Source organism: Roseovarius halophilus (ex Wu et al. 2025), assembly GCF_047086965.1.
On record NZ_JBKOTX010000009.1, the window covers coordinates 44,460 to 67,164 of the forward strand.

Consider the following 22,705-nt stretch of genomic DNA (forward strand, 5'->3'; position numbering starts at 1 on the left):
TTGATCGTCGCGCGGACCCGGTTGCGGCCGCATACCCCGGCCGCAAGCGGGGAGGTGCCGCAATGAGCGATCCCTATTCCGGCCGCGGCAACAAGGACGCCTCGATCGCCCGGCCCGGCCCCCGCTCCGAGCTGTCCGGCATGGCCGATGGCCCGGCCAGGGCCGCCGATGGCGCCGGCCCCTTCCTGTCGGGCGAGGGCATGACCGGTGGCTATGGCAAGGGCCCCGACATCCTGCACGACTGCACAATCGCCGTGGACCGGGGCGAGATTGCTGTGATTGTCGGCCCCAACGGGGCGGGCAAGTCCACCGCCATGAAGGCGATCTTCGGCATGCTCGACCTGCGCGGGGGCCGCGTCACGCTCGATGGCGATGATATCACCGCGCTGTCACCCCAGAACCGGGTGCGCCGGGGCATGGGCTTCGTGCCGCAGAACCGCAACATCTTTCCATCGATGACCGTCGAGGAAAACCTCGAAATGGGCGCCTTCATCCGCGAGGACGACATCACCGCCACCATGGAACAGGTCTTCGATCTGTTCCCGATCCTGCGCGACAAGCGCGGCCAGGCGGCGGGCGAGCTGTCGGGCGGCCAGCGCCAGCAGGTCGCGGTGGGCCGCGCCCTGATGACCCGGCCCAAGGTGCTGATGCTGGACGAGCCCACCGCCGGGGTCAGCCCCATCGTAATGGACGAACTTTTCGACCGCATCATCGAGGTGGCCCGTACCGGCCTGCCGGTCATGATGGTCGAACAGAACGCCCGCCAGGCGCTGGAGATCGCCGACCACGGCTATGTCCTGGTGCAGGGCCGCAACGCGCACACCGGAACCGGCAAGGACTTGCTGGCCGATGCCGAGGTGCGCCAGAGTTTCCTGGGGGGCTGAACCATGGACCTGCTCAACGCCATCGTGGCGCTTGCCAACTTCGTCCTGATCCCCACCACGGCCTACGGCGCGCAGCTGGCGCTTGGGGCGCTGGGGGTGACGCTGATCTACGGCATCCTGCGGTTTTCCAACTTTGCCCATGGCGACACCATGGCCTTCGGGACCACGATCACAATCCTCTTCACCTGGCTGTTCCAGTCCATGGGGATCACCTTCGGCCCGCTGCCCACGGCGCTGCTGGCCCTGCCCTTCGGCATCATGGGCTGCGCGCTGCTGCTGCTGGGGACCGACCGCGTGGTCTTCCGGTTCTACCGGGCACAAAAGGCGGTGGCGGTGATCCTGGTGATCGTCTCCATGGGCGTGATGTTCGTCTACAACGGGCTGGTGCGCTTCATCATCGGGGTCGACACCCAGCGTTTTGCCGATGGGGAACGCTTCCTCATCTCGGCGCGCGACTTCAAGGCCGCGACGGGCCTCGACGAGGGGCTGGCGCTGAAATCCACCCAGGCGATCACCCTTGTCGTGGCCGCCCTGGCCGTGGTGCTGCTGTTCTGGTTCCTCAACCGCACCCGCACCGGCAAGTCCATGCGCGCCTTTTCCGACAACGAGGACCTTGCCCTGCTTTCGGGCATCAATCCCGAGCGCGTGGTCATGGTCACCTGGCTGATCGTCGCGGCGCTGGCGACCATCGCGGGCACGCTCTACGGCCTGGACAAGAGCTTCAAGCCCTTCACCTATTTCCAGCTGCTGCTGCCGATCTTCGCCAGTGCCATTGTCGGCGGGCTGGGCAGCCCCGTGGGCGCCATCGCCGGCGGCTTCATCATCGCCTATTCCGAGGTCATGATCACTTATGCCTGGAAAAAGGTGGCCAATTACATCCTGCCCGAAAGCCTCGCGCCCGACGGACTCGCACAGCTGCTGTCCACCGATTACAAGTTCGCGGTCAGCTTCTCCATCCTGGTGGTGGTGCTGCTGTTCAAGCCCACCGGCCTGTTCAAGGGAAAATCCGTATGACCCAGTCGATGCGTGCCCCGCTGCTTTTCGCCTTCGTCGCCGCGCTCTTCCTGCTCGAGGCAACGGCCGATGTCTGGATCTTCTCGGGGTCCTGGAACACGGCGCTGGGCATCCTCAACATGGCGCTGGTCTCGGCGGTCATGGCGCTGGGGGTGAACCTGCAATGGGGCTTTGCGGGGCTGTTCAACGTGGGCGTCATGGGCTTTGTCGCGCTGGGCGGGCTGGCCACGGTGCTCGTCGCCATGCCGCCCTCGCCTGGGGCCTGGGCCGCCGGGGGCTACCGGATCGTGCTGGGCCTGGTGCTGGGCGCGGCGACCATCCTGGGCGCGATCCTGGCCTGGACGCGCCTGCCGCGGGGCCGCACCCGGACGGGGGTCATGCTGGTGATCCTGATCGGGGGCTTTTTCCTTTACCGCTGGGTCTTCGACGCCGGCGTCGCGGCGGTCGAGGACATCACCCCCGCCGTCACCGGCAATCTCGGCGGGCTGAACCCCTGCGGCGACTACCGCGCCTGCGGCTGGATGACCATCATCGCCTGGCCCGTGGGCGGGCTGCTGGCCGCCGGGGCGGCCTGGGTCATCGGCAAGACCGCCCTCGGACTGCGCTCGGATTACCTGGCCATCGCCACGCTGGGCATCGCCGAGATCGTGATCGCCGTGCTCAAGAACGAGGACTGGCTCAGCCGCGGCGTCAAGAACGTGATCGGCCTGCCCCGCCCCGTCCCCTACGAGGTCAACCTGCAGAACGACCCCGCCTTCGTCGAACGCGCCGCGGGCCTGGGGCTCGAGCCGACCATGGCCTCGACGCTCTACGTGAAATTCGGCTATGCGGTGCTCTTCACCCTGGTGCTCATCGTGATCCTCTGGCTGGCGCAAAAGGCCCTGGCCAGCCCCTGGGGCCGCATGATGCGCGCCATCCGCGACAACGAGACCGCGGCCGAGGCCATGGGCAAGGACGTCAAGGCGCGCCACCTGCAGATCTTCATCCTCGGCTCGGCGGTCTGCGGCGTCGCCGGGGCGATGATGACGACGCTCGACGGCCAGTTGACGCCAGGCACCTACCAGCCGCTGCGCTTCACCTTCCTGGTCTGGGTGATGATGATCGTCGGCGGCTCGGGCAACAACTACGGCGCGGTGCTGGGGGGCTTCCTGGTCTGGTGGCTCTGGGTGCAGGTCGAACCCCTGGGCGCCTGGCTGGCCGAGCTTGCCACCGGCGGCATGGCCGAGGAAAACGCCTTTCGTATGCGCATCATGGAGGCGGTCGCCCACATGCGGCTCTTCACCATGGGCGTGGTCATGCTGCTGATGCTGCGTTTCGCCCCCCGCGGGCTTCTGCCCGAACGCTGATCCAGGCACGCGGAGCCGCGATGGCCGGTGTTTCTTCTGGCCCGAAATATCCCGGGGGAGCGCGAGGGGGCAGCGCCCCCTCGCCCCCGTCGGATTGGCGCAGCCAATTCGAAACTGCTACCCGTCCAGCGCCCGCAGGCGCCGGATCAGGGACGAGGTGTCCCAGCGCGCGCCGCCCATCTTCTGGACCTCCTTGTAGAACTGGTCCACCAGCGCGGTCACCGGCAGGGCGGCGCCGGTCTCGTCGGCCGTCTTCAGGCAGATGCCAAGGTCCTTGCGCATCCAGTCCACCGCAAATCCGTGCTCGAAGGCATCGTCGAGCATGGTGGCGTGGCGATTTTCCATCTGCCAGCTCCCGGCGGCCCCGCCGCCGATCACCTCGACCACCGCGCGCCCGTCCAGCCCGGCCTTCTCGGCGAAATGCAGCCCCTCTGACAGGCCCTGCAACAGCCCGGCGATGCAGATCTGGTTGACCATCTTGGTCATCTGCCCCGCACCGCTGTCGCCCAGCCGGCGGCAGAGCTTGGCATAGCTGCCGATCACCGGTTCGGCGCGGGCATAGGCCGCCGCGTCGCCGCCGCACATCACCACAAGCTGGCCGTTTTCGGCCCCGGCCTGCCCGCCCGAGACGGGCGCATCCACGAAGGCCAGGCCCGCCGCCGCGGCGGCCGCGGACATCTCAGCGGTGACCTGCGCCGACACGGTCGTGTGATCGACCAGCACCGCGCCCGGGGCCATCCCGGCAAAGGCGCCCGCCGCGCCCGTGCAGACGGCGCGCAGGTCGTCGTCGTTGCCGACACAGGTCATGACGAAATCGGCGCCCGCGGCGGCTTCGGCCGGCGTCGCGGCCATGGTCCCGCCATGCGCGGCCACCCAGGCCTCGGCCTTGGCCGTGGTGCGGTTGTAGACGCGGACATCAAAGCCCACCTTCGCGAGGTGCCCCGCCATGGGGTAGCCCATGACCCCCAGTCCCAGGAATGCTGTCGTCGCCATGCCGTTCCTCCGCTTGCATCATGTCCTTGCCTGATGGATAGGTATCCAACCTGACGCCCTCGTACCAGCCCCGATCCGGAGGAGACATGGCCGTCCTTTTTCGCTGGCTGATCCGCCTCGCCACGGCGCTGGTCCTGCTGGCCCTGGCCGTGGTGGCGCTGGTCTGGTATTTCGCCGCCCGCTCGCTGCCCGACTATGACGCCACGCTGCAGGTCGCGGGGCTGGAGGCGCCGGTGGAGATCGTGCGCGACAATGCCAATGTGCCCCATGTCCTCGGCGAGACGGACGGCGACGTGTTCCGCGCCCTCGGCCTGGCCCATGCGCAGGACCGGCTCTGGCAGATGATGATGCTGCGGCGCACCGCGCAGGGCAAGCTGTCCGAGCTTTTCGGCCCGCGCACGCTGGAGACAGACAAGCTGCTGCGGCGCTTCGACATCTACACCGCGGCGCGCACCTCCGTCGATGCCATGGATGCCGAGACCCGGGCGGCACTGGAGGCCTATGCCGAGGGGGTCAACGCCTGGATTGCCGAGGTCAACGCCGGGGCCCTTGGCCGCGGCGCCCCCGAGATGTGGCTCTTCAACCACGCGCTGGCGCCCTGGCAGCCCGCCGACAGTGTGGCCATCGTCAAGCTCATGGCGGTGCAGCTCTCGGGCCATCTCGAGGAAGAGGTGCTGCGCGCGCGTGCCTCGCTGGCGCTGGACGATCCGGCGCGGCTGGCCGACATCCTGCCCGACCATCCGGGCGAGGGGCTGGCGGCCCTGCCCGACTATGCCAGCCTGGTGCCCGACCTGCCCAAGGAGCCCGCCGGCCCGCGCATGGCCGCGCGCATCGCCGATGATCCCTTCTGGCCGATTCCGCCGCGGGGACGCGCCGGGGCTTCGAACGCCTGGGCGGCGGGGATCGACAGATCGGCCACCGGGGCGACCCTGCTCGCCAATGACCCGCACCTGGGGCTGTCGGCGCCGGGACTGTTCTACCTGGCCCGGCTGGAACTTGAGTCCGGCGGCGTCATCGGCGGGACCATCCCCGGCGTGCCGCTGGTCCTGACCGGGCGCAACGCCCGGCTGGGCTGGGGGATCACCTCGTCCTACCTCGACGACCAGGACCTTTTCATCGAAGAGGTGAACCCCGCGAATGCCGCGCAATACCGCACGCCCGGGGGCTGGACGGATTTCGAGACCCGCGACAGCGTCATCCGCATCAAGGACCGGGACCCCATCACGATCCAGCTGCAATGGACGGAAAACGGCCCGGTCCTCTCGCCCGACCAGTTCAACCTGCGCGAGATCCGCCCCCGGGGCCATGTCGTGGCCCTGGGCTGGACCGCGCTGTCGCATGCCGACACCACCATCGAGGCCGGGCTGGCGCTGATGCGCGCGCAGACGGTCGAGGACGGAATCGCCGCGGGCGAGGGGTTCGTGGCCCCCGCCCAGATGCTGACGCTGGCCGACCGCAACACGGTGGGCATGAAACTGATCGGCCACATGCCCGACCGCGACCCGGACCACGTAACCGAGGGGCGGATGCCGCATTTCGGCTACCTGGCCGAGAACCGCTGGCGCGGCCGCCGGCCCTATGCCGACAATCCTGAATGGGTGGCGCCCACGGGGGGCATCGTCGGCAATACCAACAACAAGATCACCGAGGCCCCCTTTCCCGCCCATGTCAGCCACAGTTGGGGCGACAGTCAGCGCATCAACCGCTGGCGGCGGCTGATGCAGGACCGCCGGGTGCATACCCGCGAGAGCTTCATCGAGGCGCAGCTCGATACCGTCTCGTTCACCGCGCGCTCGCTGCTGCCGCTGATCGGCGCGGACCTGTGGTTCACCGGCGAGGCGGCGGCCGAGGGCACGCCGCAGCGGCTGCGCCAGGAGGCGCTGGAGCTGCTGTCGGAATGGAACGGCGAGATGAACGAACACCTGCCCGAGCCGCTGATCTACGCGGCCTGGCTGCGCGCCCTGCAAGAGCGCCTGATCCGTGACGACCTGGGCACGCTCGCGCGCGAATTCCCCCATGTCGAACCCTTGTTCATCGAACGGGTTTTCCGCGATATCGACGGCGCGGCGGCGTGGTGCGACATCAGCCGGTCGGCGCCCGAGGAAAGCTGCACCGACATTGCCCGGCTGGCGCTGGACGACGCGCTGGTCTGGATCACCGAGCGGTATGGCGACAACCTGGATTTGCTGCGCTGGGGCGATGCCCACGAGGCCACCCACGACCACCCGGTTCTGGGCGAGGCGCCGGTGCTCAACTGGTTCGTGAACATCCGCCAGTCCACTAGCGGCGGCGACAACACGCTGATGCGCGGACGCACCGCCGGGGACGGGCCGCGCCCCTTCCTCAACGTTCATGCCGCCGTTTATCGCGGGGTCTATGATTTCGCCGATCCCGACAGTTCGGTCTTCATCACCTCGACCGGGCAGTCGGGCCATCCGCTGTCACGGTTTTACGACCACCTGGGCGAGCTTTGGCGCCGCGGCGAGTATATCCCCATGTCCCTGGACCCGGCGCTGGCACGCGCCGGTGCGGTCGGGGTCACGGTGCTGGAGCCGGTGGAGTGATGCGCGCCTTTGCGCCGCGTGGCCTGAACGACAGCCCGCCTACAACCGCTCGAACCGGGCCTTCTGCCGCTCGGTCCAGTTGACCCGCAGGTGATAGCCCGCATCGTCGGTGGTCTCGGCCTCGACGATGCCCTCCTCGTGCAGCCAGGCACGCTTGCGGGCCGCGCTGTAGGGCAGCACCAGGTTTGCGGCGCTGCGCGGCGCGCTCAGCCGCTCGGACACACGTTCGAGCATGGGCCGCAGCCCCTGCCCCGTCACCGCCGATGTGACGAAGATATCCGCGTCACGCTGCGCCCGGGCCTCGAGCGCCGTGGCCTCTTCGGGGTCAAGCAGATCGCCCTTGTTCCAGACCTCGATCAGCGGTGTTGCCTCGGTCACGCCCATGTCCGCCAGGATCGCCATGACCTCGGCGCGCTGGCTCTCGGTCTCGGGGTGGCTGATGTCGCGCACGTGCAGGATCACATCGGCCTCGAGCACCTCTTCCAGCGTGGCTCGGAACGCCGCGACCAGCTGCGTGGGCAGATCGGAGATGAAACCCACGGTATCGGACAGGATCACCTCGTCGCCGGTGTCCAGCGTGACCTTGCGCATGGTCGGGTCCAGCGTGGCAAAAAGCATGTCCTCGGCCATGACCTGCGCCCCGGTCAGCCGGTTGAACAGGGTGGACTTGCCCGCGTTGGTGTAGCCGACCAGGGCAACGATGGGGAACGGCACCTTGGCGCGGGCCGCGCGGTGCAGCTTGCGAGTCTTGACCACCTTGTCGAGCTGCTTGCGCAGCCGGTTGAGCTGGTCGTCGATGGCGCGGCGGTCGGCCTCGATCTGGGTCTCGCCCGGCCCGCCCACGAAGCCCAGCCCGCCGCGCTGGCGTTCCAGGTGGGTCCAGGCCCGCACCAGACGCGTGCGCTGATAGGACAGATGTGCCATTTCGACCTGAAGCACGCCTTCGCGCGTGCGCGCGCGGTCCGAGAAGATTTCCAGGATCAGGCCGGTGCGGTCCAGCAGCTTGGTTTCCAGCGCCCGTTCCAGGTTGCGTTGCTGCACCGGGGTGACAGGCCCGTCGACCATGACCAGCCCGGCGTCGGCGGCCTTGATCCGCGCCTTGAGTTCCTCGATCTTGCCCGATCCGAACAGGGTGCCCGGATGCACCTTGTTCAGCGGCACGATCTCCGAACCGGCAACCTCGAGATCCGGCAGCGCCACGGCCAGTGACACGGCCTCGTCCAGCGCGGGGCCGGGGGCGTGACGGTCGGGGTCGGTGCGGATGTCGGGGTGGACAACATAGCCACGGGTTACGGGCCGGTCGTCCTCCAATTATTCCTCACCGTCGTAAAGATTGATCGGCGAGGCCGGCATGATGGTGCTGATGGCGCCCTTGTAGACCAGCTGCGACTGGCCATCGCGGCGCAGCAGCACGCAGAAGCTGTCGAACCAGGTGATGATCCCCTGCAGCTTGACGCCATTGACCAGAAAGATCGTGACCGAAATCTTGGACTTGCGCACGTGATTGAGAAAGGCGTCCTGCAGGTTCTGCTTGTCGTTGGCCATCGGTTCTTGTCCCTTGTTCTTGCTGCCGCGGACCGGCACCGGATTTGTCGGGCAGTATGTCGTGCCTGCGCACGGGTTTCCAGCCCAAATTCCGCGCCTTGCCCCCGGCCCCGCCGACCGGGTTGTGCCCTGATCAGCGGCGCCAGAATTCCGGGTTGAGCAGCGCGATGATGGCCAGGGCCTCCAGCCGGCCGAGGATCATCGCGAAGGCCAGAACGACCCGCGACAGGTCCGTCAGACCGGCATAGGAGATCGGGTCTTCGGCGCCCACCACAGCCAGCGGCCCGGTGGTGGACAGCGCCGAGACCGCGAGCACCAGCGCCGTTTCGAACTGCACCCCGGTCAGCGACAAAAGCACCATCACCCCCGCAATCGAGAGTGCGAAGATCATGAAGAAGACCCAGGCGATCTGTGCCCCCTGCGTGCGGGGGCGCCGGGCCTGCGCCCCCGCGCCCCCCACCGATGAGGGATGGACGAGCCGGTCCAGCTCGCGCTGGGAATGCTTGTAGAGCGCGTAGACCCGCAGCAGCTTTATACCCCCGGCGGTGGTGGCCACGCCGCCGCCGACCACCGTCAGCCCCACCAGCATCAGCCCGGGGCTGGACAGGCCCGACCAGTCCTGCGCGACCTCCCAGCCGGTGGATTCGAACCCAGCGGTGGTCATGAAGGACAGGATGGTGAACAGCCCGCCCCAGGCCGCGGCCAGCGCGGTGGACAGGCTGTTGTCCACGCCCTCGCCGCCGAGTTCGACGACATGGCGCGCGAAAAGGGCGGCGGACAGAAGACCCACCAGCGACAACCCGAAGCGCAGTTCAGGGTCGCGGGTCAGCAACGTGCGGGGATCCTCGCCCGGGGCGCGGCTGAAGGTCAGATGCGACAATGCGAAGACAAGAAACAGCGCGATCATGACCTCACCCGCAACCCCTGATGCGGAATAGTAGAGACCACCCACCGGCGAGATGCCCGAGGTCGACAGCGTCGCCATGGCATGGCACAGCGCGACAAAGGGCACCTCGCCGGCCATGGTCAGCCCCAGCCAGAGCAGCAGCGTCAGCCCGGTGTAGATCGGCACGAAGCGCAGGATGTAGCGCGCCAGCCGTTCGGGCGGCGCGATGCTGCGGTCGATCTGGGCCTGGCGGGCCTGCCCGGCCCGTGCCGTGCCCTGCTGATAAACCTCGAAGCCCCCGAGGTTCAGCGGCAACAGCACCGCCATGGCCGCGATCCACATCAGCAGGCCGCCCATCCAGCCCACCAGAGCGCGCCACAGATGCACCGAGCGCGGCAGATTGCGCGGATCGTCCCAGAGCGTGGCCCCGGTGGTGGTAAAGCCCGAGACCATCTCGAACCAGCCGTCGAACAGCCGCGCATGCGGCACCGCCTCGACGAAGGGGATGGCCAGCATGATCGGTAGGAACACGAAACCGGCCAGCAACGACACAAGGAGGCCGCGCAACCCGTAGCGCGGTTGGTGGCCCACGGTGGCCAGCGCCACGAAGAGCGTCATGACCGAAAACAGCAAAAAGCCGTAGAAGAAGATCCGCATGCTGTCGTAATCCTCGACCACCCTGGCGTGGATCGCGGGCACGATCATCGCCACGGCGCCCAGCCCCATGAGCAGCACGAAGAGCGGACGGCGCGACAGGAACCCGGCCATCAGAAGTAGTCGATCGAGACCTGGAGCATGCGCTCGACCTCGGCCACCTGCCGCGACGTGGCGAAGATGGCTACGACGTCGCCCTCCTCGATGCGCAGGCCGCCGCGCGGTTTCTCCATGCGGCCGCCCTTGAGGATACCGCCCAGCAGCACGCCCTCGGGGAAGTCCACCTCGCGCAGGGGCTTGCCGGCGATGGGCGAGGTGGTCAGCACCTGCGCCTCGATCACCTCGGCCTCGGCATCGCCGATGGAATAGACCGAGCGCACCCTCCCGTGCCGGATGTGGCTCAGGATCGAACTTACGGTGGTGGCGCGCGGGTTTATATAGGCGTCGATGTCCAGCGGCCCCATGAGCGGCACAAGCGTGGGATCGTTGGTCAGGCTGATCGCCATGGGGCATCCCAGGGCCTTGGCCCGCACGGCGGCCAGCAGGTTGGTCTTGTCATCGTCTGTCACGGCCAGAACGGCGTCGGCCGAGCCGATGTTTGCCTCTTCCAGAAGCGCCGTGTCCAGCCCGTCGCCATTGAGCACGATGGTCCGTTCCAGCGCATCGGCCGTGCGTTCGGCACGGGCGCGGTCGCGTTCGATCACCCGGACGCGGATGCGCTTTTCGCGCTGTTCCAGCGCCTGGGCCACCGACAGCCCGACGTTGCCGCCGCCGATGATGACCACACGTTCCTGCTTGGCCTGGGTCTTGCCGAAAATCTCCAACGTGCGGGCCATGTCGGGGGTCTCGGTAAAAACATAGCAATCGTCGCCGGGAAAGATCTGGTCGCCCGCGCTGGGGGCGAACAACTTGCCCTTGCCCTTGCGCCGAATGCCCACGACCACGGCCTTGAGCGTGGTGAACAGGTCCGACAGCTGCCGCAGCGGCGTGTTGATGACGGGGCAATCGGCGTCGATCTGGATGCCCAGCAACTGGGCGTTGCCCTCAAGGAAGCTCTCGGTGTCAAAGGCCGCCGGGGCGGCGAGGCGTTGCAGCGCGGCTTCGGCCACCTCGCGTTCGGGGCTGATCACCACGTCGATGGGCAGGTGGTCGCGCCGGTAGAGATCGGCGTAGATCGCGTCCAGATAGCTTTGCGCGCGCAGCCGCGCGATCTTGCGCTGGACGGCAAAGACCGAATGCGCCACCTGGCAGGTGACCATGTTGACCTCGTCGGAATGGGTCGCGGCGATGATCATGTCTGCGTCCCGCGCGCCCGCGTTGTCGAGAACGTCGGGGTAAGAGGCAAATCCCGAGATGCCCTGCACATCCAGCGTGTCCGTGGCACGGCGGATCAACTCGGCATTGTTGTCGACAACCGTCACGTCATTGTTTTCCGAGGCCAGGTGCCGGGCGATCTGCCAGCCCACCTGCCCCGCGCCACAGATGATGACCTTCATGCCTAGTCCCTCGCTTATGCGTCACCACGTGGTGACAGAGCCCCCCCGTCCGGTCAAGTCGGCTCCGGTCGCGACGGCAGAGGCGCTCAGCCCTCGATCTCGTCCACATGGGCGATGCGCGCGCCCGCCTTGTTCGAGGTCACGACACCCAGCGACTTGAGCTTGCGGTGCAGCGCCGAGCGTTCCATCCCGACGAAATTCGCGGTGCGGCTGATGTTGCCGCCGAACCGGTTGATCTGGGTCAGCAGGTATTCGCGTTCGAACAGCTCGCGCGCCTCGCGCAGGGGCAGCGTTGCTAGAGACCCGGAAAGGATCACCCGTTCCTCGTCGGCCGGGCCCGTCTCGCCGCCGGCGGGAATCTCGCGGGGGCCGATGGGGTCCTGGCTGTCGCCCAGGATCAGGATGCGTTCGACCACGTTCTTGAGCTGGCGCACGTTGCCGGGCCAGGGCATGGTCTGCAACAGCGCGCCCGCCTCCTCGGACAGGGCGCGCAACGGCAGGCCCTGGTCCGCGTGCAGCCGGTCGATGAAATAGCTGGCCAGCCGCGGGATGTCCTCGCGCCGGTCCTCAAGCGAGGGCACGTGGATCGGCACCACGTTGAGCCGGTGGTAAAGTTCCTGCCGGAAGCGGCCCGCCTCGATCTCGGCGCTCAGGTCGCGCCCGGTCGAGGAAATGACCCGCAGGTCGACCTGCACCTTGTCCACCCCGCCCACGCGCTGAAACGTCTGGTCCACCAGCACCCGCAGGATCTTGGATTGCGTTCCCTCGGGCAGATCGGCGATCTCGTCGAAATAGATCACGCCGCCGTCAGCCTCTTCCAGCAGGCCCGGCTCCACACCGCGGCCCTCGGTTTCGCGGCCGAAAAGCATCTCTTCCATCTGCTCGGGCGCCACCGAGGCGCAGTTGACGCTGACGAAGGGCGCCCCGGCGCGGTCGGACTGGGCATGGATGTAGCGCGCCGCGGTCTCCTTGCCGCTGCCGGGCTGGCCGGTCAGCATGACCCGGCCATTGGACCGCGTCACCTTGTCGAGCTGGCCGCGCAGCGCACGGAAGGCGGCGCACTCGCCCACCATCTCGACCTCGCCGGCCTCGCCGCGTTTGAGCTCCTGGTTCTCGCGGCGCAACCGGCTGGTCTCCATGGCGCGCCGGATCACCACCATGAGCTGGTCGATGTTGAAGGGCTTCTCGATGAAGTCATAGGCGCCCTGCTTGATCGCGGCGACCGCGATCTCGATGTTGCCGTGCCCTGAGATGATGACGACGGGCACCTCCGGGTGCTCGCGCTTGACATGCGACAGGATGTCAATACCGTCCATGGCGCTGTCCTTGAGCCAGATGTCCAGAACGACCAGCGCGGGCAGGCCCTTGCCGATCTCGGCCATGCACTCTTCCGACCCGCCGGCCAGGCGGGTGGTAAACCCCTCGTCCCGCAGGATATCCGAGATCAGTTCCCGGATGTCCCGTTCGTCGTCCACGATCAGAATATCGCTCATCATCCCCTCACGCTGTTTTCGAGGCCGTTGTTTCGGCCCCTGTCTCGGTTCCGGTCAGTATAGGCAGGTCTATGGTGGCCATGGCCCCCCGGTGCGCGGCGCCGTCGAAGACGGGCGCATCGGTCAGGGTCAGGCTGCCGCCATGTTCCTCGATGATCTTGCGCACGATGGGCAGGCCCAGCCCCGTGCCCTTCTCGCGCGTGGTCACATAGGGTTCGAAAAGCTTGGCGCGATTCTCGGGCAGGCCGATGCCGTTGTCGGCGATGGTGATCCGGGCGCTGGTCTCGCCGACCTCAAGCGCCACGCGAATCTCCGGCACGAAACCGCCCGGAGCACCCTTTTCCATCAGGCTTTCAATGGCTTCGCCGCCGTTCTTCATCAGGTTGGTGAGGGCCTGGGACAACATGGTGCTGTCCAGGCTGGCCAGCACGGGCGGCGCGGGCAGATCGACGGCAAAGCGCACCTCGGGCTGGCCCGCCTCCTGCAACGCGGCGGCGTCGCGCACCAGGCCGACAACGTCATGGGCGGCGCGGTCGGGTTCGGGCATCCGGGCAAAGCGCGAGAATTCGTCGACGATGCGGCGCAGGTCGTTGGTCTGGCGCACGATGACCTCGGTCATCTGTTCCAGCGCCTCGACGGAGTCGGGCGGCACCTCGCGGCGGAACTTGCGCTTGATGCGTTCCGCCGACAGCTGGATCGGCGTCAGCGGGTTCTTGATCTCGTGGGCGATGCGGCGCGCCACATCGCCCCAGGCGGCCATGCGCTGGGCGCTGACCAGGTCGGTGACATCCTCGAAGGCGATCACATAGCCCTCAAGGGCGCCGCCCTCGCCCCGGCGTGGCGACATGCGCACCAGCAGCGTTTCCTGTTCGCCCCCGCGCACCAGTTCCACCTGCCCCTGCACGATGCGGCGGCCCTTCTCCGTCAACTGTGAGAACAGCGGCTCGAATTCCGGCACGGCGACCGTCAGCGGGGTGCGTTCGGCGCCCTTGCCCACCTCCAGCAGCCGCGTGGCCGAGCGGTTGACGAAGGTCACGCAGCCCTCCTGGTCCAGCCCGACAACGCCCGAGGGTACGGAACTGAGCACGCTGTCGAACAGGCGGCGGCGGTCTTCGATCTGGCGCGTGTTGTGCAGCAGCTCTTCGCGCTGGCCGGCCAGTTGCTCTGTCATCTGGTTGAAATAGCGCCCCAGCTGCGCGATTTCGTCGTCGCCGGGGTCCTCGCGCACCCGCACCGACAGGTCGCCGGCGCCGACACGCTGAGAGGCGCCGACCAGCCGGCCCACGGGCCGCGACAGGCGTTCGGCGAACCACAGACCCACCCAGATCGCCGCCAGGATCAGGATCACCGCGAAGCCGAGGTAGATCAGCCCGAATTCGAACAGCACCCGGCCGCGCTCGTTTTCCAGCTGGCCGTAAAGCTCGACCGTTTCCTGGGTCTCGTCCAGCAGCGACAGGATCTCACCGTCCACCTCCCGGGTGACGTAAAGGTAATTGTCGGTGAAGTTGTCCAGCGGGATCAGGGCGCGGAACTCGTTGTTTGCCCAGTCCTCGATGATGGCGATGCCCTCGTCGCGCGCCTCGGCCAGATGCGCCTCGGTCGGCTTCTCGAAATAGAACTCGTAGGAGCGTTCACCGCGCACCTCGATCTCGCCCGTCCCGTCCAGCACGAAGACCTCGGACAGGCCCCGATCAATCTGCGGGGCCACGCGCGACAGGGCCTGGCGGATCTCGCCGCGCTCCATGAAGAAGGTCTGCATCCGCTGGGTCTCAAGAAAGGCGGCCAGGACGCGGCCGTCGCGGGCGACCTCCTGGCGGTGCTCTTCCTCATAGGCCTGAGCGGCTTCCAGCGAATTGCCGACCACGTCGCGCACCCGTTCGGAAAACCACCCCTCGAGGCCGATATTGATGGTCAGAACGGAAAAGACCGCAACGGCCACCGTGGGAATAAGCGCCAACAGCCCGAAAACCCCGGTCAGCCGCAGGTGCAGCCGCGAGCCGGCCGATCGCCGGCGGCGCGCGGCGATCATGGTGCTGATCCGGGCCAGCACCAGTGCGGTGACGACAAGGATATAGACCAGGTCCACCAGCAGGATCAGGCGCAACACCTCGGTGCGTCCGGTCTGGTCCAGCGGGCGCAGCGCCGTGATGGTCAGCAGCACAAGCAGCGGGGCCAGCAGCACCAGCACCAGCGTCATGACATTCTGGACCCGGCGCTTGCGCCGCCAGCGGCTAAACGTTGAAAGGTTGATGCCCAGAGGAGCGCGCCGCACGCCAGGTGCCTCGTTCATTGCCGGACCGAGTCGGTCCCTACCGCCTGTTGCTCCGTGGCTCGGCCCGCGCGATTGCGGCAAAGCGGCCACGGTTCTGTTGCGGTTTTACATCAATTTGCGGCGGCGTGTCACGTGGATATCAAGGTCGGTGATCTTTTTTCGCAGCGTATTTCGGTTGATGCCAAGCAGGTCGGCGCAGCGGGCCTGGTTGCCGGCGGTGGCATCCAGCGCGATCTCGATCAGCGGCGCCTCGACCTCGCGCAGGATGCGTTGATAGAGGCCCGGCGGTGGCAACTCTCCGCCGTGCAGGTCGAAGTAGCGGCGCAGGTGCTTGGCCACCGAGGCCGAGAGCTTGTCACTGTCGCCGCCTTTGAGCGGCTCCATCGCGGGCTGGTTGCCCAGAACGATCTCGACCTCGCCGCGGTGGATCTCGTCCTCGGGCGCGGTGGCCACGAGCCGCATCACGACATTTTCCAGCTGGCGGACGTTGCCGGGCCAGCTGTAGGCGCGGCACAGGTCCAGCGCCGCATCGGCCAGTTGCCGCGGCGGCGACCCGTCGCGCTCGGCCCGGGCGAGGAAATGTTCCACCAGCAGCGGGATGTCATCGACCCGGTCGCGCAGGGCGGGCACGGTCATGGTGACGCCGGCCAGCCGGTAATAGAGATCCTCGCGAAAATTGCCGTCCTCCATCTGGTCCAGCAGCCCGCCGCGGGTGGTCGCCATGATCTGTGGCGCGCCATCGCCCAGGGCATCCAGCATCCGCACCACGCGGGCCTGGGTCCCGATGGGCAGGTCGCCGACCTCGTCGAAGACCAGCGTGCCGCCCCTGGCCCGGGAGAGCAGCGCCGAGGGGCCGTCCATGCCTTCCAGATCATTTGCCGAGGCCACCACGAAGGGCAGCGTGCGCCGGTCGGAAAAGTCGTGGATGGTGCGCGCGATCAGGCTCTTGCCGGTGCCGCTTTCGCCGGTGATCAGCACCAACAGCGGCGTGTTCATGACCCGCGCCACCAAGCGGTAGATCGACTGCATCGCAGGCGTGCGCCCGATCAGCGGCAGGTCGGTGTCGGCCCCCTCGGCCGGCGCGTCACGCCGGATCGGCGCGCGGCGCTTGACCTCGAGCGCGCGGGCGGCGCGCTTCATCAGGTCGGGCAGATCGAAGGGTTTGGGCAGATAGTCGTAGGCCTCGGCCTCGGCGGCCTGGATCGCCGTCATGATGGTGTTCTGCGCCGAAATCACGATGACCGGCAGCCCCGGGCGCGCCTCGCCGATCTTCGGCAGCTGCTCCAGGCCGTTGCCGTCGGGCATGACGACGTCCGAGATCACCAGGTCGCCCTTGCCCTCGTCCACCCAGCGCATCAGCGTCACGATCGACGAGGTCGCATGCACCTTGCAGCCCGCCCGGGTCAGGGCCTGGGTCAGAACGGTGCGGATCGTGCGGTCGTCATCGGCGACGAGTACGGTTCCGTCCATTAGTCTTTGTCCTTTTCACTCGCGGCGGTCTCGGGGGGGCACGGTGGGCAGGGCCACGCGAAAGACGGTGCGGCCCGGCACGCTGTCCACGGAAATCAAGCCGCCCATGTCGGCGATCAGCTTGCTGACCAGGGCCAGGCCCAGCCCGGTGCCGTTCTCGCGGCCCGAGACGAAGGGCTCGAAGACCTCGCCGACGATCTCGGGCGGCAGGCCCGGGCCATCGTCGATGATCTCGACCTGCAGCGGCAGCCGCCCCTGGCTGCCGTCGCGGTGGCGCAGACGCAACGCGGGGTCGTAGAAGGTGCGCAGGGTGATCGAGCCGCCCGGCCCGCCAGCCTGCGCGGCGTTCTTGAGAAGATTCAGAAAGACCTGCTGCAACTGGTCGGGGTCGGCGTGGGTGTTCGGCAGCGAGGGATCGTAATCCTCTATCATCAGCATATGCGCGCCAAAGCCCACCGAGGCCGATTGGCGCGCGCGGTCCAGCACGTCATGGATATTGACGGGCCGCAGTTTTGGCGCCTGGATGTTGCCGAACTGTTCGACCTGGTCGAGCAGCTTGACGATGCGCCGGGTCTCTTCGACGATCAGATGGGTCAGCTCCAGGTCCTCGCCCGCCAAGCCCATGGACAACAGCTGCGCCGATCCGGCGATGCCCGCCAACGGGTTCTTGATTTCATGGGCCAGCATCTCGGCCATGCCGATGGCCGAGCGCGCGGCGCGGTAGCTCTGGGCGTTCTGCGCGATGCGGGTGGAAATCTCGCGCGGCGAGATCAGCATGAGCATCTGGTCGTCGGCCCCCGACAACGGGGCAAACTGCACATTGCACTGCAACGGCGGGCGCTCGCCGCTGCCCACGTCCACATCATTGACGAAAAGCGGCGTGCGGTTGTCGCGCGCCCGGGCAAAGGCCTCTTCCAGGGGCGCGTCGATCATGACCTTGTCCCAGACCTGCGCACCGGACAGGGCCCTGGTCGAGAGGTTCAGGAAATTCTCGGCCGCCAGGTTGCTGTCGGCGATGGTCTCGTCAGGCTGCAGCAGCAACGCGGGCACCGGCAGCGAATTCCACAGCTCTGCATCCATGATCATGCGGCTTGCCTTTCCGCCAGGGCGTCCGGCAGCAAGGTCAGCACACGAGTCGGCTCCGTGGCGATCAGCACTGCGCGGCGCAGCTCCGGGTGGGTTGCAGCGGTGTCCATGTACCAGCCCAGGTGCTTGCGGGCGACCCGGGCGCCGAGCGTTGTGCCGTAGAACATGAGCATCGCCTCGTAATGATTTGAAACCATGTCGATAAGGACGCCCCCGGTCGGGATGCGCGGCGCCGGGCGCCCCCAGAGATCGGCGGCAACCTGAGCCAACAGCCAGGGCCGCCCCTGCGCGCCCCGCCCGATCATCACGCCATCACTCCCGGAATGGGTCAGCGCGGCGCGGGCGCTGGCCGCGTCAAGGATGTCGCCATTGGCGATGACGGGTATCGTGACCGCCTCTTTCACCGCGCGGATCGCGGCCCAGTCGGCGCGGCCCTTGTAGAACTGGCAGCGCGTGCGGCCATGAATCACGATGCGCCGGATGCCCGCGCCCTCGGCCCGGCGGGCCAGTTCGGGCGCGTTCATCAGGGCATCGTCCCAGCCCAGACGGGTCTTGAGCGTGACCGGAAGGTCGGTAGCGGCCACCACGGCCTCGATCAGCCCCAGCGCGTGGTCAAGATCCTTCATCAGCGCCGAACCGGAATAGCCCTGTGTCACCTTCTTGGCCGGGCAGCCCATGTTGATGTCGATCATCGCCGCGCCCCGGTCTGTGACCTGCCGCGCGGCCTCGGCCATCCAGTGCGCCTCGCGCCCGGCCAGTTGCACCGCCGTTGCGGCCTCGGTCAGGCCCAGTTCGGCCTTTTCGCGCACGCCCGGTTTCGCCTGGACCATTTCCTGGCTGGCGACCATTTCCGAGACAACCCAGCCCGCCCCGAAGCCCGCCACCAACCGCCGGAACGGCAGGTCGGTGATCCCCGCAAGCGGGGCCAGGGCGACAGGAAAGGGGGCGGCGGGCAAGGACATGCTTTGCAGATAGCAGAGCCCCCCGGGGCCGACAATTGAATCGCGGTCAAAAAATGTGCGGCGGCCGTCATGTGATTAAAACTTATGCATCCAGTCCGGCACGTCCGGGCGAAAGCCCCCTTTTCGGCCCCCGCCCCAGCGGCTAAGCAGCCCCAGAGCAACCGCGAGGGCCCATGCAGACCAGTGCCATCATCGTTGCCGCCGGACGCGGGCTGCGGGCGGGCGGCGAGACACCCAAGCAATGGCGCCGTCTCGCGGGCCGGACGGTGCTGGAGCATACGCTGGCCATCTTCGAGGCCCATCCGCGCGTCGGACAGATCGTCCTGGTGGTCGCCGGCGAGGATCTGCAGCGCGTCGAGGCCCTGCGCCTGTCAGCGCGCGCGGTGATCGCCATCGGCGGGGCGACCCGGTCTCTTTCGGTGCTGGCGGGGCTGGGCCATGCCCGGGGGGCGGCGGTGCTGATCCACGACGCCGCCCGTTGCTGCACACCGCCTGAGGTCATTGACCGGGTGCTCGACGCCCTGACCGAGACCCCCGGCGCCGCGCCCGCCCTGCCCGTCACCGATGCGCTCTGGACCGGCACCGGGGGCCTGGTCAGCGGTGTCACCGACCGCGACGGCCTGTTTCGCGCGCAGACGCCGCAGGGCTTTCACCTCGAGGCGATCCGCGCGGCCCATGCGGGCGCGGACGGCACGGCCACAGATGACGTCGCCGTCGCCCGCGCCGCCGGGCTTGACGTGGCAATCGTCGCGGGCGACGAGCGCAACATCAAGATCACGCAGCCCGGCGATTTCGCCCGGGCGGCCGAGCACCTGGGGGGCGCCATGGACATCCGCACCGGCAACGGCTTCGACGTGCACCGCTTCGGGCCGGGCGATCACGTCATGCTCTGCGGGGTGCAAGTGCCCTTCGACCGGGGCCTTCAGGGCCATTCAGATGCGGATGTGGGGATGCACACGGTGACCGACGCCATCTATGGCGCGCTGGCCGAGGGCGACATTGGCACGCATTTCCCGCCCAGCGATCCCCGCTGGAAGGGTGCGGCGAGCGAGACCTTCCTGACACAGGCCTGCGCGCTGGCCCGGCGGCGCGGCTACGAGATCACCCATGTGGATTGCACCCTGATCTGCGAGGCGCCCAAGGTCGGCCCCCACGCAGGCGCGATGCGCACCGAAATGGCCCAGATCATGGGGCTGGAGGAGACCCGCGTGAGCATCAAGGCAACCACATCGGAACGGCTTGGGTTCACCGGGCGCGGCGAGGGCATCGCCGCCATGGCGACGGCCACGCTGGTGATGCCATGACCCGCACGGCACATCTGATCGCGACGGTCCTTTACGTGGGTCATCTGCGCCCCGCGCCGGGCACCTGGGGGTCGCTGGCCGCGCTGCCGCTGGCCTGGGGGCTCTGGCAGCTGGGGGGCATGTGGCTGTTTGTGCTGATGATTCCGGCGGCCTTTGCCGCCGGGCTCTGGGCCACGCGGGTCTACACGGCGCGGGGCCCGGATCACGACCCCTCGGAAGTGGTCATCGACGAGGTCGTCGGCCAGTGGATCGCCCTGGCCCCGGTCATGGTGGGCGCGCAGGCCGCCGGGCAACCGGTCCTGGCGCTTTACCCCGGCTGGATCGCGGCCTTCCTGCTGTTCCGGCTGTTCGACATCTGGAAGCCGATCATGGCGGGCCGGGCCGACCGGCGCGGCGACGCCATGGGCGTGATGCTGGACGATGTCTGGGCCGGCCTCTTCGCTGCAGTCATCACCCTCGGGCTGGCGGGGCTGTCGCACGTGGTGATCGCCCCATGAGGGCCGCCGCCCTGATCGAGACCGCCCGCGCCAATGGCCACACGATCGCCTGCGCCGAAAGCTGCACCGGCGGTCTGCTGGGGGCCGAGATCACGGCGGTACCGGGGTCGTCGGATGTCTTCGACCGGGGCTTTGTCACCTATTCCAACGCGGCTAAGGCCGAGATGCTGGGCGTCGATCCGGCGACCATCGCCGCCCACGGCGCTGTCTCCGAGGAAGTTGCGGCGCAGATGGCCCAGGGCGCGCTGGACCGCGCAACCGCGACACTGGCGGTGTCGATCACCGGGGTCGCGGGCCCCGGCGGGTCCGATCACAAGCCCGAGGGGCGGGTCTGTTTCGGGCTGGCCGGCCCCGCAGGCACCCGGACGGAAACCCTGGACTTCGGAGCCATCGGGCGGGCGCAGGTGCGCGCGGCCTCGGTGGACCATGCGCTGGCGCTGCTGATGCGTGCCGCTCAGCCGTAAAGCGCCTTGGCCCGGGCCTCGAAGGCGCGCACGATGCGCTGCATCGCCTCGTTGAAGAACATCCCCGCCGCGCCCTGCAACATCCTGTTTCGGAATTCGAAATCCACGCGAAAGGCCACCTCGCAGCCGCCCTCGGCCTCGCGGAATTCCCAGGTGCTCTCGAGATAGCGGAAGGGGCCGTCGATGTATTCGGTGTCGATCTGGCGCGCCCTGGGCCAGAGCGTCACGCGGCTGCCAAAGCGTTCGCGGAACACCTTGAACGAGACCACGAGGTCGGCCAGCATCACCTTGTGATCGCCGTGATCGTCCACCCGGCGCACCCGGGCGGCGGCCGTCCAGGGCAGGAACTCGGGATAGCGTTCCACGCCGGCGACGAGGTCATACATCTGTTGCGCACTGTAAGGCAGGTGCCGGGTCTCGGAATGGGCGGGCATCCGTGGTCCTTTGTCTGCGTGACTCTTGCGCGTGATGTCGTAGAGTGCGCGGCGGAAATCAAGCACAACGAAGGACAGCGGGCCAGATGACGCAACAGGACTATGCCATCGACGAGATGATCTCGGCAAAGACCATCGCCGCCCGGATCGAGGGCCTGGCGCGCGAGATCCGCGCGGAATTCGACGGCAGCGAGCGGCTGGTCGTGGTTGGGCTACTGCGGGGCTCTTTCGTCTTCATCGCCGATCTCGTGCGCGAGCTGGACATGAACGTCGAGGTCGACTTCCTCGAAGCCTCCTCTTACGGCAATTCCATGCAGAGCAGCCGCGAGGTGCGAATCCTCAAGGACCTGCGCGGCGGGATCGAAGGATGCGATGTGCTGGTGGTCGAGGATATCGTGGACACCGGCTATACCATGAAGCACGTGCTGGGTCTGCTGGGCGCGCGCGGGCCGCGCAAGCTGCGCTCCATCGCGCTGCTGGACAAGCCGACCCGGCGCGAGGTCGAGGTCAAGGCCGACTGGACCGGCTTCGAGATCCCGGACGAGTTCGTGGTGGGGTATGGCATCGACTACGCGCAGCGCAACCGCAACCTGCCCTATATCGGCAAGGTGCGGATGCTGTAGTGCCGCATCGGGCAGCGCGCAGGGGCCTTGCCGCGGGCGTTGCGCCGCTCGCCCCCGGCGCTGGCGTGACTGAAACGTGACCGCCTGTGCAAAATTTGAGACTCGATTCGAGATCGTTCACAGGTATCGTGAGGCCTACCGAAACTGATTCAATCAGGAGTTACCCCGTGAAACGCCTTGTCACCGCCTTTTCCGTTCTGACCCTCACCGGCCTTGGCACAACTGCCATCGCCGACTCCCACGTCGACCCGGCCATTGCTGGGGCCATGAAGGCCCGCCAGGCCCATATGCAGCTTTATGCGCACAACATCGGCCTTCTTGGCAACATGGCCCGCGATCAGATCGACTATGACGCCGAGGCGGCCAGCGCAGCAGCCTCGAACATCGCCGCGCTATCGCAGCTGGACCAGTCCAGATACTGGCCCGAAGGGTCGGACAATTCGGTAGACGGCTCCAAGGCCCTGCCCGCCCTTTGGGACAACCTCGACGACGTGATGTCCAAGTCCGAGGATCTGGTCATGGCCGCGGCCGCGATGGAAGAGGCCGCCGGTCAGGGGCTCGGGGCGCTCAAGGGCGCCATGGGCGGGCTCGGCGAGGCCTGCGGCGCCTGCCACGAGGACTACCGCGAAAGCGACGACTGACCCTTGGTCGCCCGTTTAGCGAGCTGGGCGGCGGCACTGGCCGTTGCCGGGGGCGCGGTCGGTTGGTGGCTGACCGC

General features: G+C 67.8%; 20 protein-coding genes. 9 read left to right on the top strand and 11 right to left on the bottom strand.

The genetic code is table 11. The features are described 5' to 3' along the window. Positions 1–62: 62 nt before the first annotated feature. Genes ACH107_RS03190 through ACH107_RS03200 form a run of 3 tightly spaced genes read left to right on the top strand, consistent with a single transcriptional unit; the run spans position 63 to position 3,244 of the window. Positions 63–884, top strand: coding sequence for an ABC transporter ATP-binding protein (locus ACH107_RS03190; RefSeq protein ID WP_310691127.1), 822 nt, complete (start codon positions 63–65; stop codon positions 882–884). A gap of 3 nt (positions 885–887) precedes the next feature. Then, on the top strand, positions 888–1,898 hold the full coding sequence (locus tag ACH107_RS03195) for a branched-chain amino acid ABC transporter permease (protein WP_310691128.1): 1,011 nt from the start codon (positions 888–890) through the stop codon (positions 1,896–1,898). Next, positions 1,895–3,244 (top strand): branched-chain amino acid ABC transporter permease, encoded by a 1,350-nt coding sequence (locus ACH107_RS03200; protein ID WP_412504614.1) that lies wholly within the window; start codon positions 1,895–1,897, stop codon positions 3,242–3,244. The genes ACH107_RS03195 and ACH107_RS03200 overlap by 4 nt, the downstream gene beginning before the upstream one ends. Positions 3,245–3,361: 117 nt before the next feature. On the opposite strand, the gene ACH107_RS03205 is transcribed toward ACH107_RS03200, so the two are convergent. Beyond that, positions 3,362–4,237 carry an NAD(P)-dependent oxidoreductase gene (locus tag ACH107_RS03205; protein WP_412504615.1) on the bottom strand — a complete coding sequence of 292 codons (876 nt, stop codon included), beginning with the start codon at positions 4,235–4,237 and terminating at the stop codon, positions 3,362–3,364. A gap of 86 nt (positions 4,238–4,323) precedes the next feature. Between ACH107_RS03205 and ACH107_RS03210 the strand changes: the two genes are divergently transcribed. Continuing rightward, positions 4,324–6,801 carry a penicillin acylase family protein gene (locus ACH107_RS03210; RefSeq protein WP_412504616.1) on the top strand — a complete coding sequence of 826 codons (2,478 nt, stop codon included), beginning with the start codon at positions 4,324–4,326 and terminating at the stop codon, positions 6,799–6,801. Positions 6,802–6,840: 39 nt separating this feature from the next. On the opposite strand, the gene hflX is transcribed toward ACH107_RS03210, so the two are convergent. The 9 genes from hflX to dusB all read right to left on the bottom strand — a co-directional run bounded on the left by hflX (position 6,841) and on the right by dusB (position 18,665). Next, positions 6,841–8,112, bottom strand: a complete 1,272-nt coding sequence (hflX, locus tag ACH107_RS03215) for a GTPase HflX (RefSeq protein ID WP_310691132.1) — start codon at positions 8,110–8,112, stop codon at positions 6,841–6,843. Continuing rightward, positions 8,113–8,346: an RNA chaperone Hfq gene (gene hfq, locus ACH107_RS03220; protein WP_310691133.1), complete on the bottom strand. Its 234-nt coding sequence runs from the start codon at positions 8,344–8,346 to the stop codon at positions 8,113–8,115. Positions 8,347–8,479: 133 nt separating this feature from the next. Further along, positions 8,480–10,000 carry a TrkH family potassium uptake protein gene (locus ACH107_RS03225; RefSeq protein WP_412504617.1) on the bottom strand — a complete coding sequence of 507 codons (1,521 nt, stop codon included), beginning with the start codon at positions 9,998–10,000 and terminating at the stop codon, positions 8,480–8,482. Then, positions 10,000–11,382, bottom strand: a complete 1,383-nt coding sequence (gene trkA, locus ACH107_RS03230; protein WP_412504618.1) for a Trk system potassium transporter TrkA — start codon at positions 11,380–11,382, stop codon at positions 10,000–10,002. The genes ACH107_RS03225 and trkA overlap by 1 nt, the downstream gene beginning before the upstream one ends. 86 nt (positions 11,383–11,468) lie before the next feature. Then, entirely contained in the window at positions 11,469–12,875 is a 1,407-nt protein-coding gene (locus tag ACH107_RS03235; protein WP_412504619.1) for a sigma-54-dependent transcriptional regulator, read from the bottom strand. Between the two features lie 7 nt (positions 12,876–12,882). Further along, positions 12,883–15,165 (bottom strand): ATP-binding protein, encoded by a 2,283-nt coding sequence (locus ACH107_RS03240; RefSeq protein ID WP_412504620.1) that lies wholly within the window; start codon positions 15,163–15,165, stop codon positions 12,883–12,885. An 87-nt stretch (positions 15,166–15,252) separates the two neighbouring features. After that, positions 15,253–16,617 carry a response regulator gene (locus tag ACH107_RS03245; RefSeq protein ID WP_310691138.1) on the bottom strand — a complete coding sequence of 455 codons (1,365 nt, stop codon included), beginning with the start codon at positions 16,615–16,617 and terminating at the stop codon, positions 15,253–15,255. 15 nt (positions 16,618–16,632) lie between these two features. Further along, a complete protein-coding gene (locus ACH107_RS03250) occupies positions 16,633–17,703 on the bottom strand; it encodes a two-component system sensor histidine kinase NtrB (protein WP_310691139.1) in 1,071 nt (356 codons plus the stop codon). Then, positions 17,700–18,665 (bottom strand): tRNA dihydrouridine synthase DusB, encoded by a 966-nt coding sequence (gene dusB / locus ACH107_RS03255; protein WP_412504621.1) that lies wholly within the window; start codon positions 18,663–18,665, stop codon positions 17,700–17,702. The genes ACH107_RS03250 and dusB overlap by 4 nt, the downstream gene beginning before the upstream one ends. A 173-nt stretch (positions 18,666–18,838) precedes the next feature. On the opposite strand from dusB, the gene ACH107_RS03260 reads away from it, so the two are divergent. Genes ACH107_RS03260 through ACH107_RS03270 form a run of 3 tightly spaced genes read left to right on the top strand, consistent with a single transcriptional unit; the run spans position 18,839 to position 20,930 of the window. Beyond that, positions 18,839–19,969, top strand: a complete 1,131-nt coding sequence (locus ACH107_RS03260) for a bifunctional 2-C-methyl-D-erythritol 4-phosphate cytidylyltransferase/2-C-methyl-D-erythritol 2,4-cyclodiphosphate synthase (RefSeq protein ID WP_310691141.1) — start codon at positions 18,839–18,841, stop codon at positions 19,967–19,969. Beyond that, positions 19,966–20,466 (top strand): phosphatidylglycerophosphatase A, encoded by a 501-nt coding sequence (locus ACH107_RS03265; RefSeq protein ID WP_310691142.1) that lies wholly within the window; start codon positions 19,966–19,968, stop codon positions 20,464–20,466. Before ACH107_RS03260 ends, ACH107_RS03265 begins: the two co-directional genes overlap by 4 nt. Continuing rightward, positions 20,463–20,930, top strand: coding sequence for a CinA family protein (locus ACH107_RS03270; protein ID WP_310691143.1), 468 nt, complete (start codon positions 20,463–20,465; stop codon positions 20,928–20,930). The genes ACH107_RS03265 and ACH107_RS03270 overlap by 4 nt, the downstream gene beginning before the upstream one ends. Here the strand turns inward: ACH107_RS03270 and ACH107_RS03275 are convergent. After that, the gene (locus tag ACH107_RS03275) at positions 20,921–21,364 is read right to left on the bottom strand and encodes a type II toxin-antitoxin system RatA family toxin (RefSeq protein ID WP_412504622.1); all 444 of its coding nucleotides are present in this window, start codon (positions 21,362–21,364) and stop codon (positions 20,921–20,923) included. The genes ACH107_RS03270 and ACH107_RS03275 overlap by 10 nt on opposite strands. Before the next feature lie 86 nt (positions 21,365–21,450). On the opposite strand from ACH107_RS03275, the gene hpt reads away from it, so the two are divergent. Both hpt and ACH107_RS03285 read left to right on the top strand, forming a co-directional pair. Beyond that, positions 21,451–21,987, top strand: coding sequence for a hypoxanthine phosphoribosyltransferase (gene hpt / locus ACH107_RS03280; RefSeq protein ID WP_310691145.1), 537 nt, complete (start codon positions 21,451–21,453; stop codon positions 21,985–21,987). Positions 21,988–22,154: 167 nt separating this feature from the next. Continuing rightward, the gene (locus tag ACH107_RS03285; RefSeq protein ID WP_310691146.1) at positions 22,155–22,628 is read left to right on the top strand and encodes a cytochrome c; all 474 of its coding nucleotides are present in this window, start codon (positions 22,155–22,157) and stop codon (positions 22,626–22,628) included. Positions 22,629–22,705: the final 77 nt, after the last annotated feature.

Excerpts from the sequence above, each read along its gene's own strand:
- ACH107_RS03260 (WP_310691141.1), top strand. The coding sequence starts at position 18,839 with ATGCAGACCAGTGCCATCATCGTTGCCGCCGGACGCGGGCTGCGGGCG.
- ACH107_RS03190 (WP_310691127.1), top strand. The coding sequence starts at position 63 with ATGAGCGATCCCTATTCCGGCCGCGGCAACAAGGACGCCTCGATCGCC.
- trkA (WP_412504618.1), bottom strand. The coding sequence starts at position 11,382 with ATGAAGGTCATCATCTGTGGCGCGGGGCAGGTGGGCTGGCAGATCGCC.
- ACH107_RS03245 (WP_310691138.1), bottom strand. The coding sequence starts at position 16,617 with ATGGACGGAACCGTACTCGTCGCCGATGACGACCGCACGATCCGCACC.
- hpt (WP_310691145.1), top strand. The coding sequence starts at position 21,451 with ATGACGCAACAGGACTATGCCATCGACGAGATGATCTCGGCAAAGACC.
- ACH107_RS03270 (WP_310691143.1), top strand. The coding sequence starts at position 20,463 with ATGAGGGCCGCCGCCCTGATCGAGACCGCCCGCGCCAATGGCCACACG.
- ACH107_RS03250 (WP_310691139.1), bottom strand. The coding sequence starts at position 17,703 with ATGATCATGGATGCAGAGCTGTGGAATTCGCTGCCGGTGCCCGCGTTG.
- dusB (WP_412504621.1), bottom strand. The coding sequence starts at position 18,665 with ATGTCCTTGCCCGCCGCCCCCTTTCCTGTCGCCCTGGCCCCGCTTGCG.
- ACH107_RS03235 (WP_412504619.1), bottom strand. The coding sequence starts at position 12,875 with ATGAGCGATATTCTGATCGTGGACGACGAACGGGACATCCGGGAACTG.
- ACH107_RS03195 (WP_310691128.1), top strand. The coding sequence starts at position 888 with ATGGACCTGCTCAACGCCATCGTGGCGCTTGCCAACTTCGTCCTGATC.
- ACH107_RS03265 (WP_310691142.1), top strand. The coding sequence starts at position 19,966 with ATGACCCGCACGGCACATCTGATCGCGACGGTCCTTTACGTGGGTCAT.
- ACH107_RS03205 (WP_412504615.1), bottom strand. The coding sequence starts at position 4,237 with ATGGCGACGACAGCATTCCTGGGACTGGGGGTCATGGGCTACCCCATG.
- hfq (WP_310691133.1), bottom strand. The coding sequence starts at position 8,346 with ATGGCCAACGACAAGCAGAACCTGCAGGACGCCTTTCTCAATCACGTG.
- ACH107_RS03240 (WP_412504620.1), bottom strand. The coding sequence starts at position 15,165 with ATGAACGAGGCACCTGGCGTGCGGCGCGCTCCTCTGGGCATCAACCTT.
- ACH107_RS03225 (WP_412504617.1), bottom strand. The coding sequence starts at position 10,000 with ATGGCCGGGTTCCTGTCGCGCCGTCCGCTCTTCGTGCTGCTCATGGGG.
- ACH107_RS03200 (WP_412504614.1), top strand. The coding sequence starts at position 1,895 with ATGACCCAGTCGATGCGTGCCCCGCTGCTTTTCGCCTTCGTCGCCGCG.
- ACH107_RS03275 (WP_412504622.1), bottom strand. The coding sequence starts at position 21,364 with ATGCCCGCCCATTCCGAGACCCGGCACCTGCCTTACAGTGCGCAACAG.
- ACH107_RS03210 (WP_412504616.1), top strand. The coding sequence starts at position 4,324 with ATGGCCGTCCTTTTTCGCTGGCTGATCCGCCTCGCCACGGCGCTGGTC.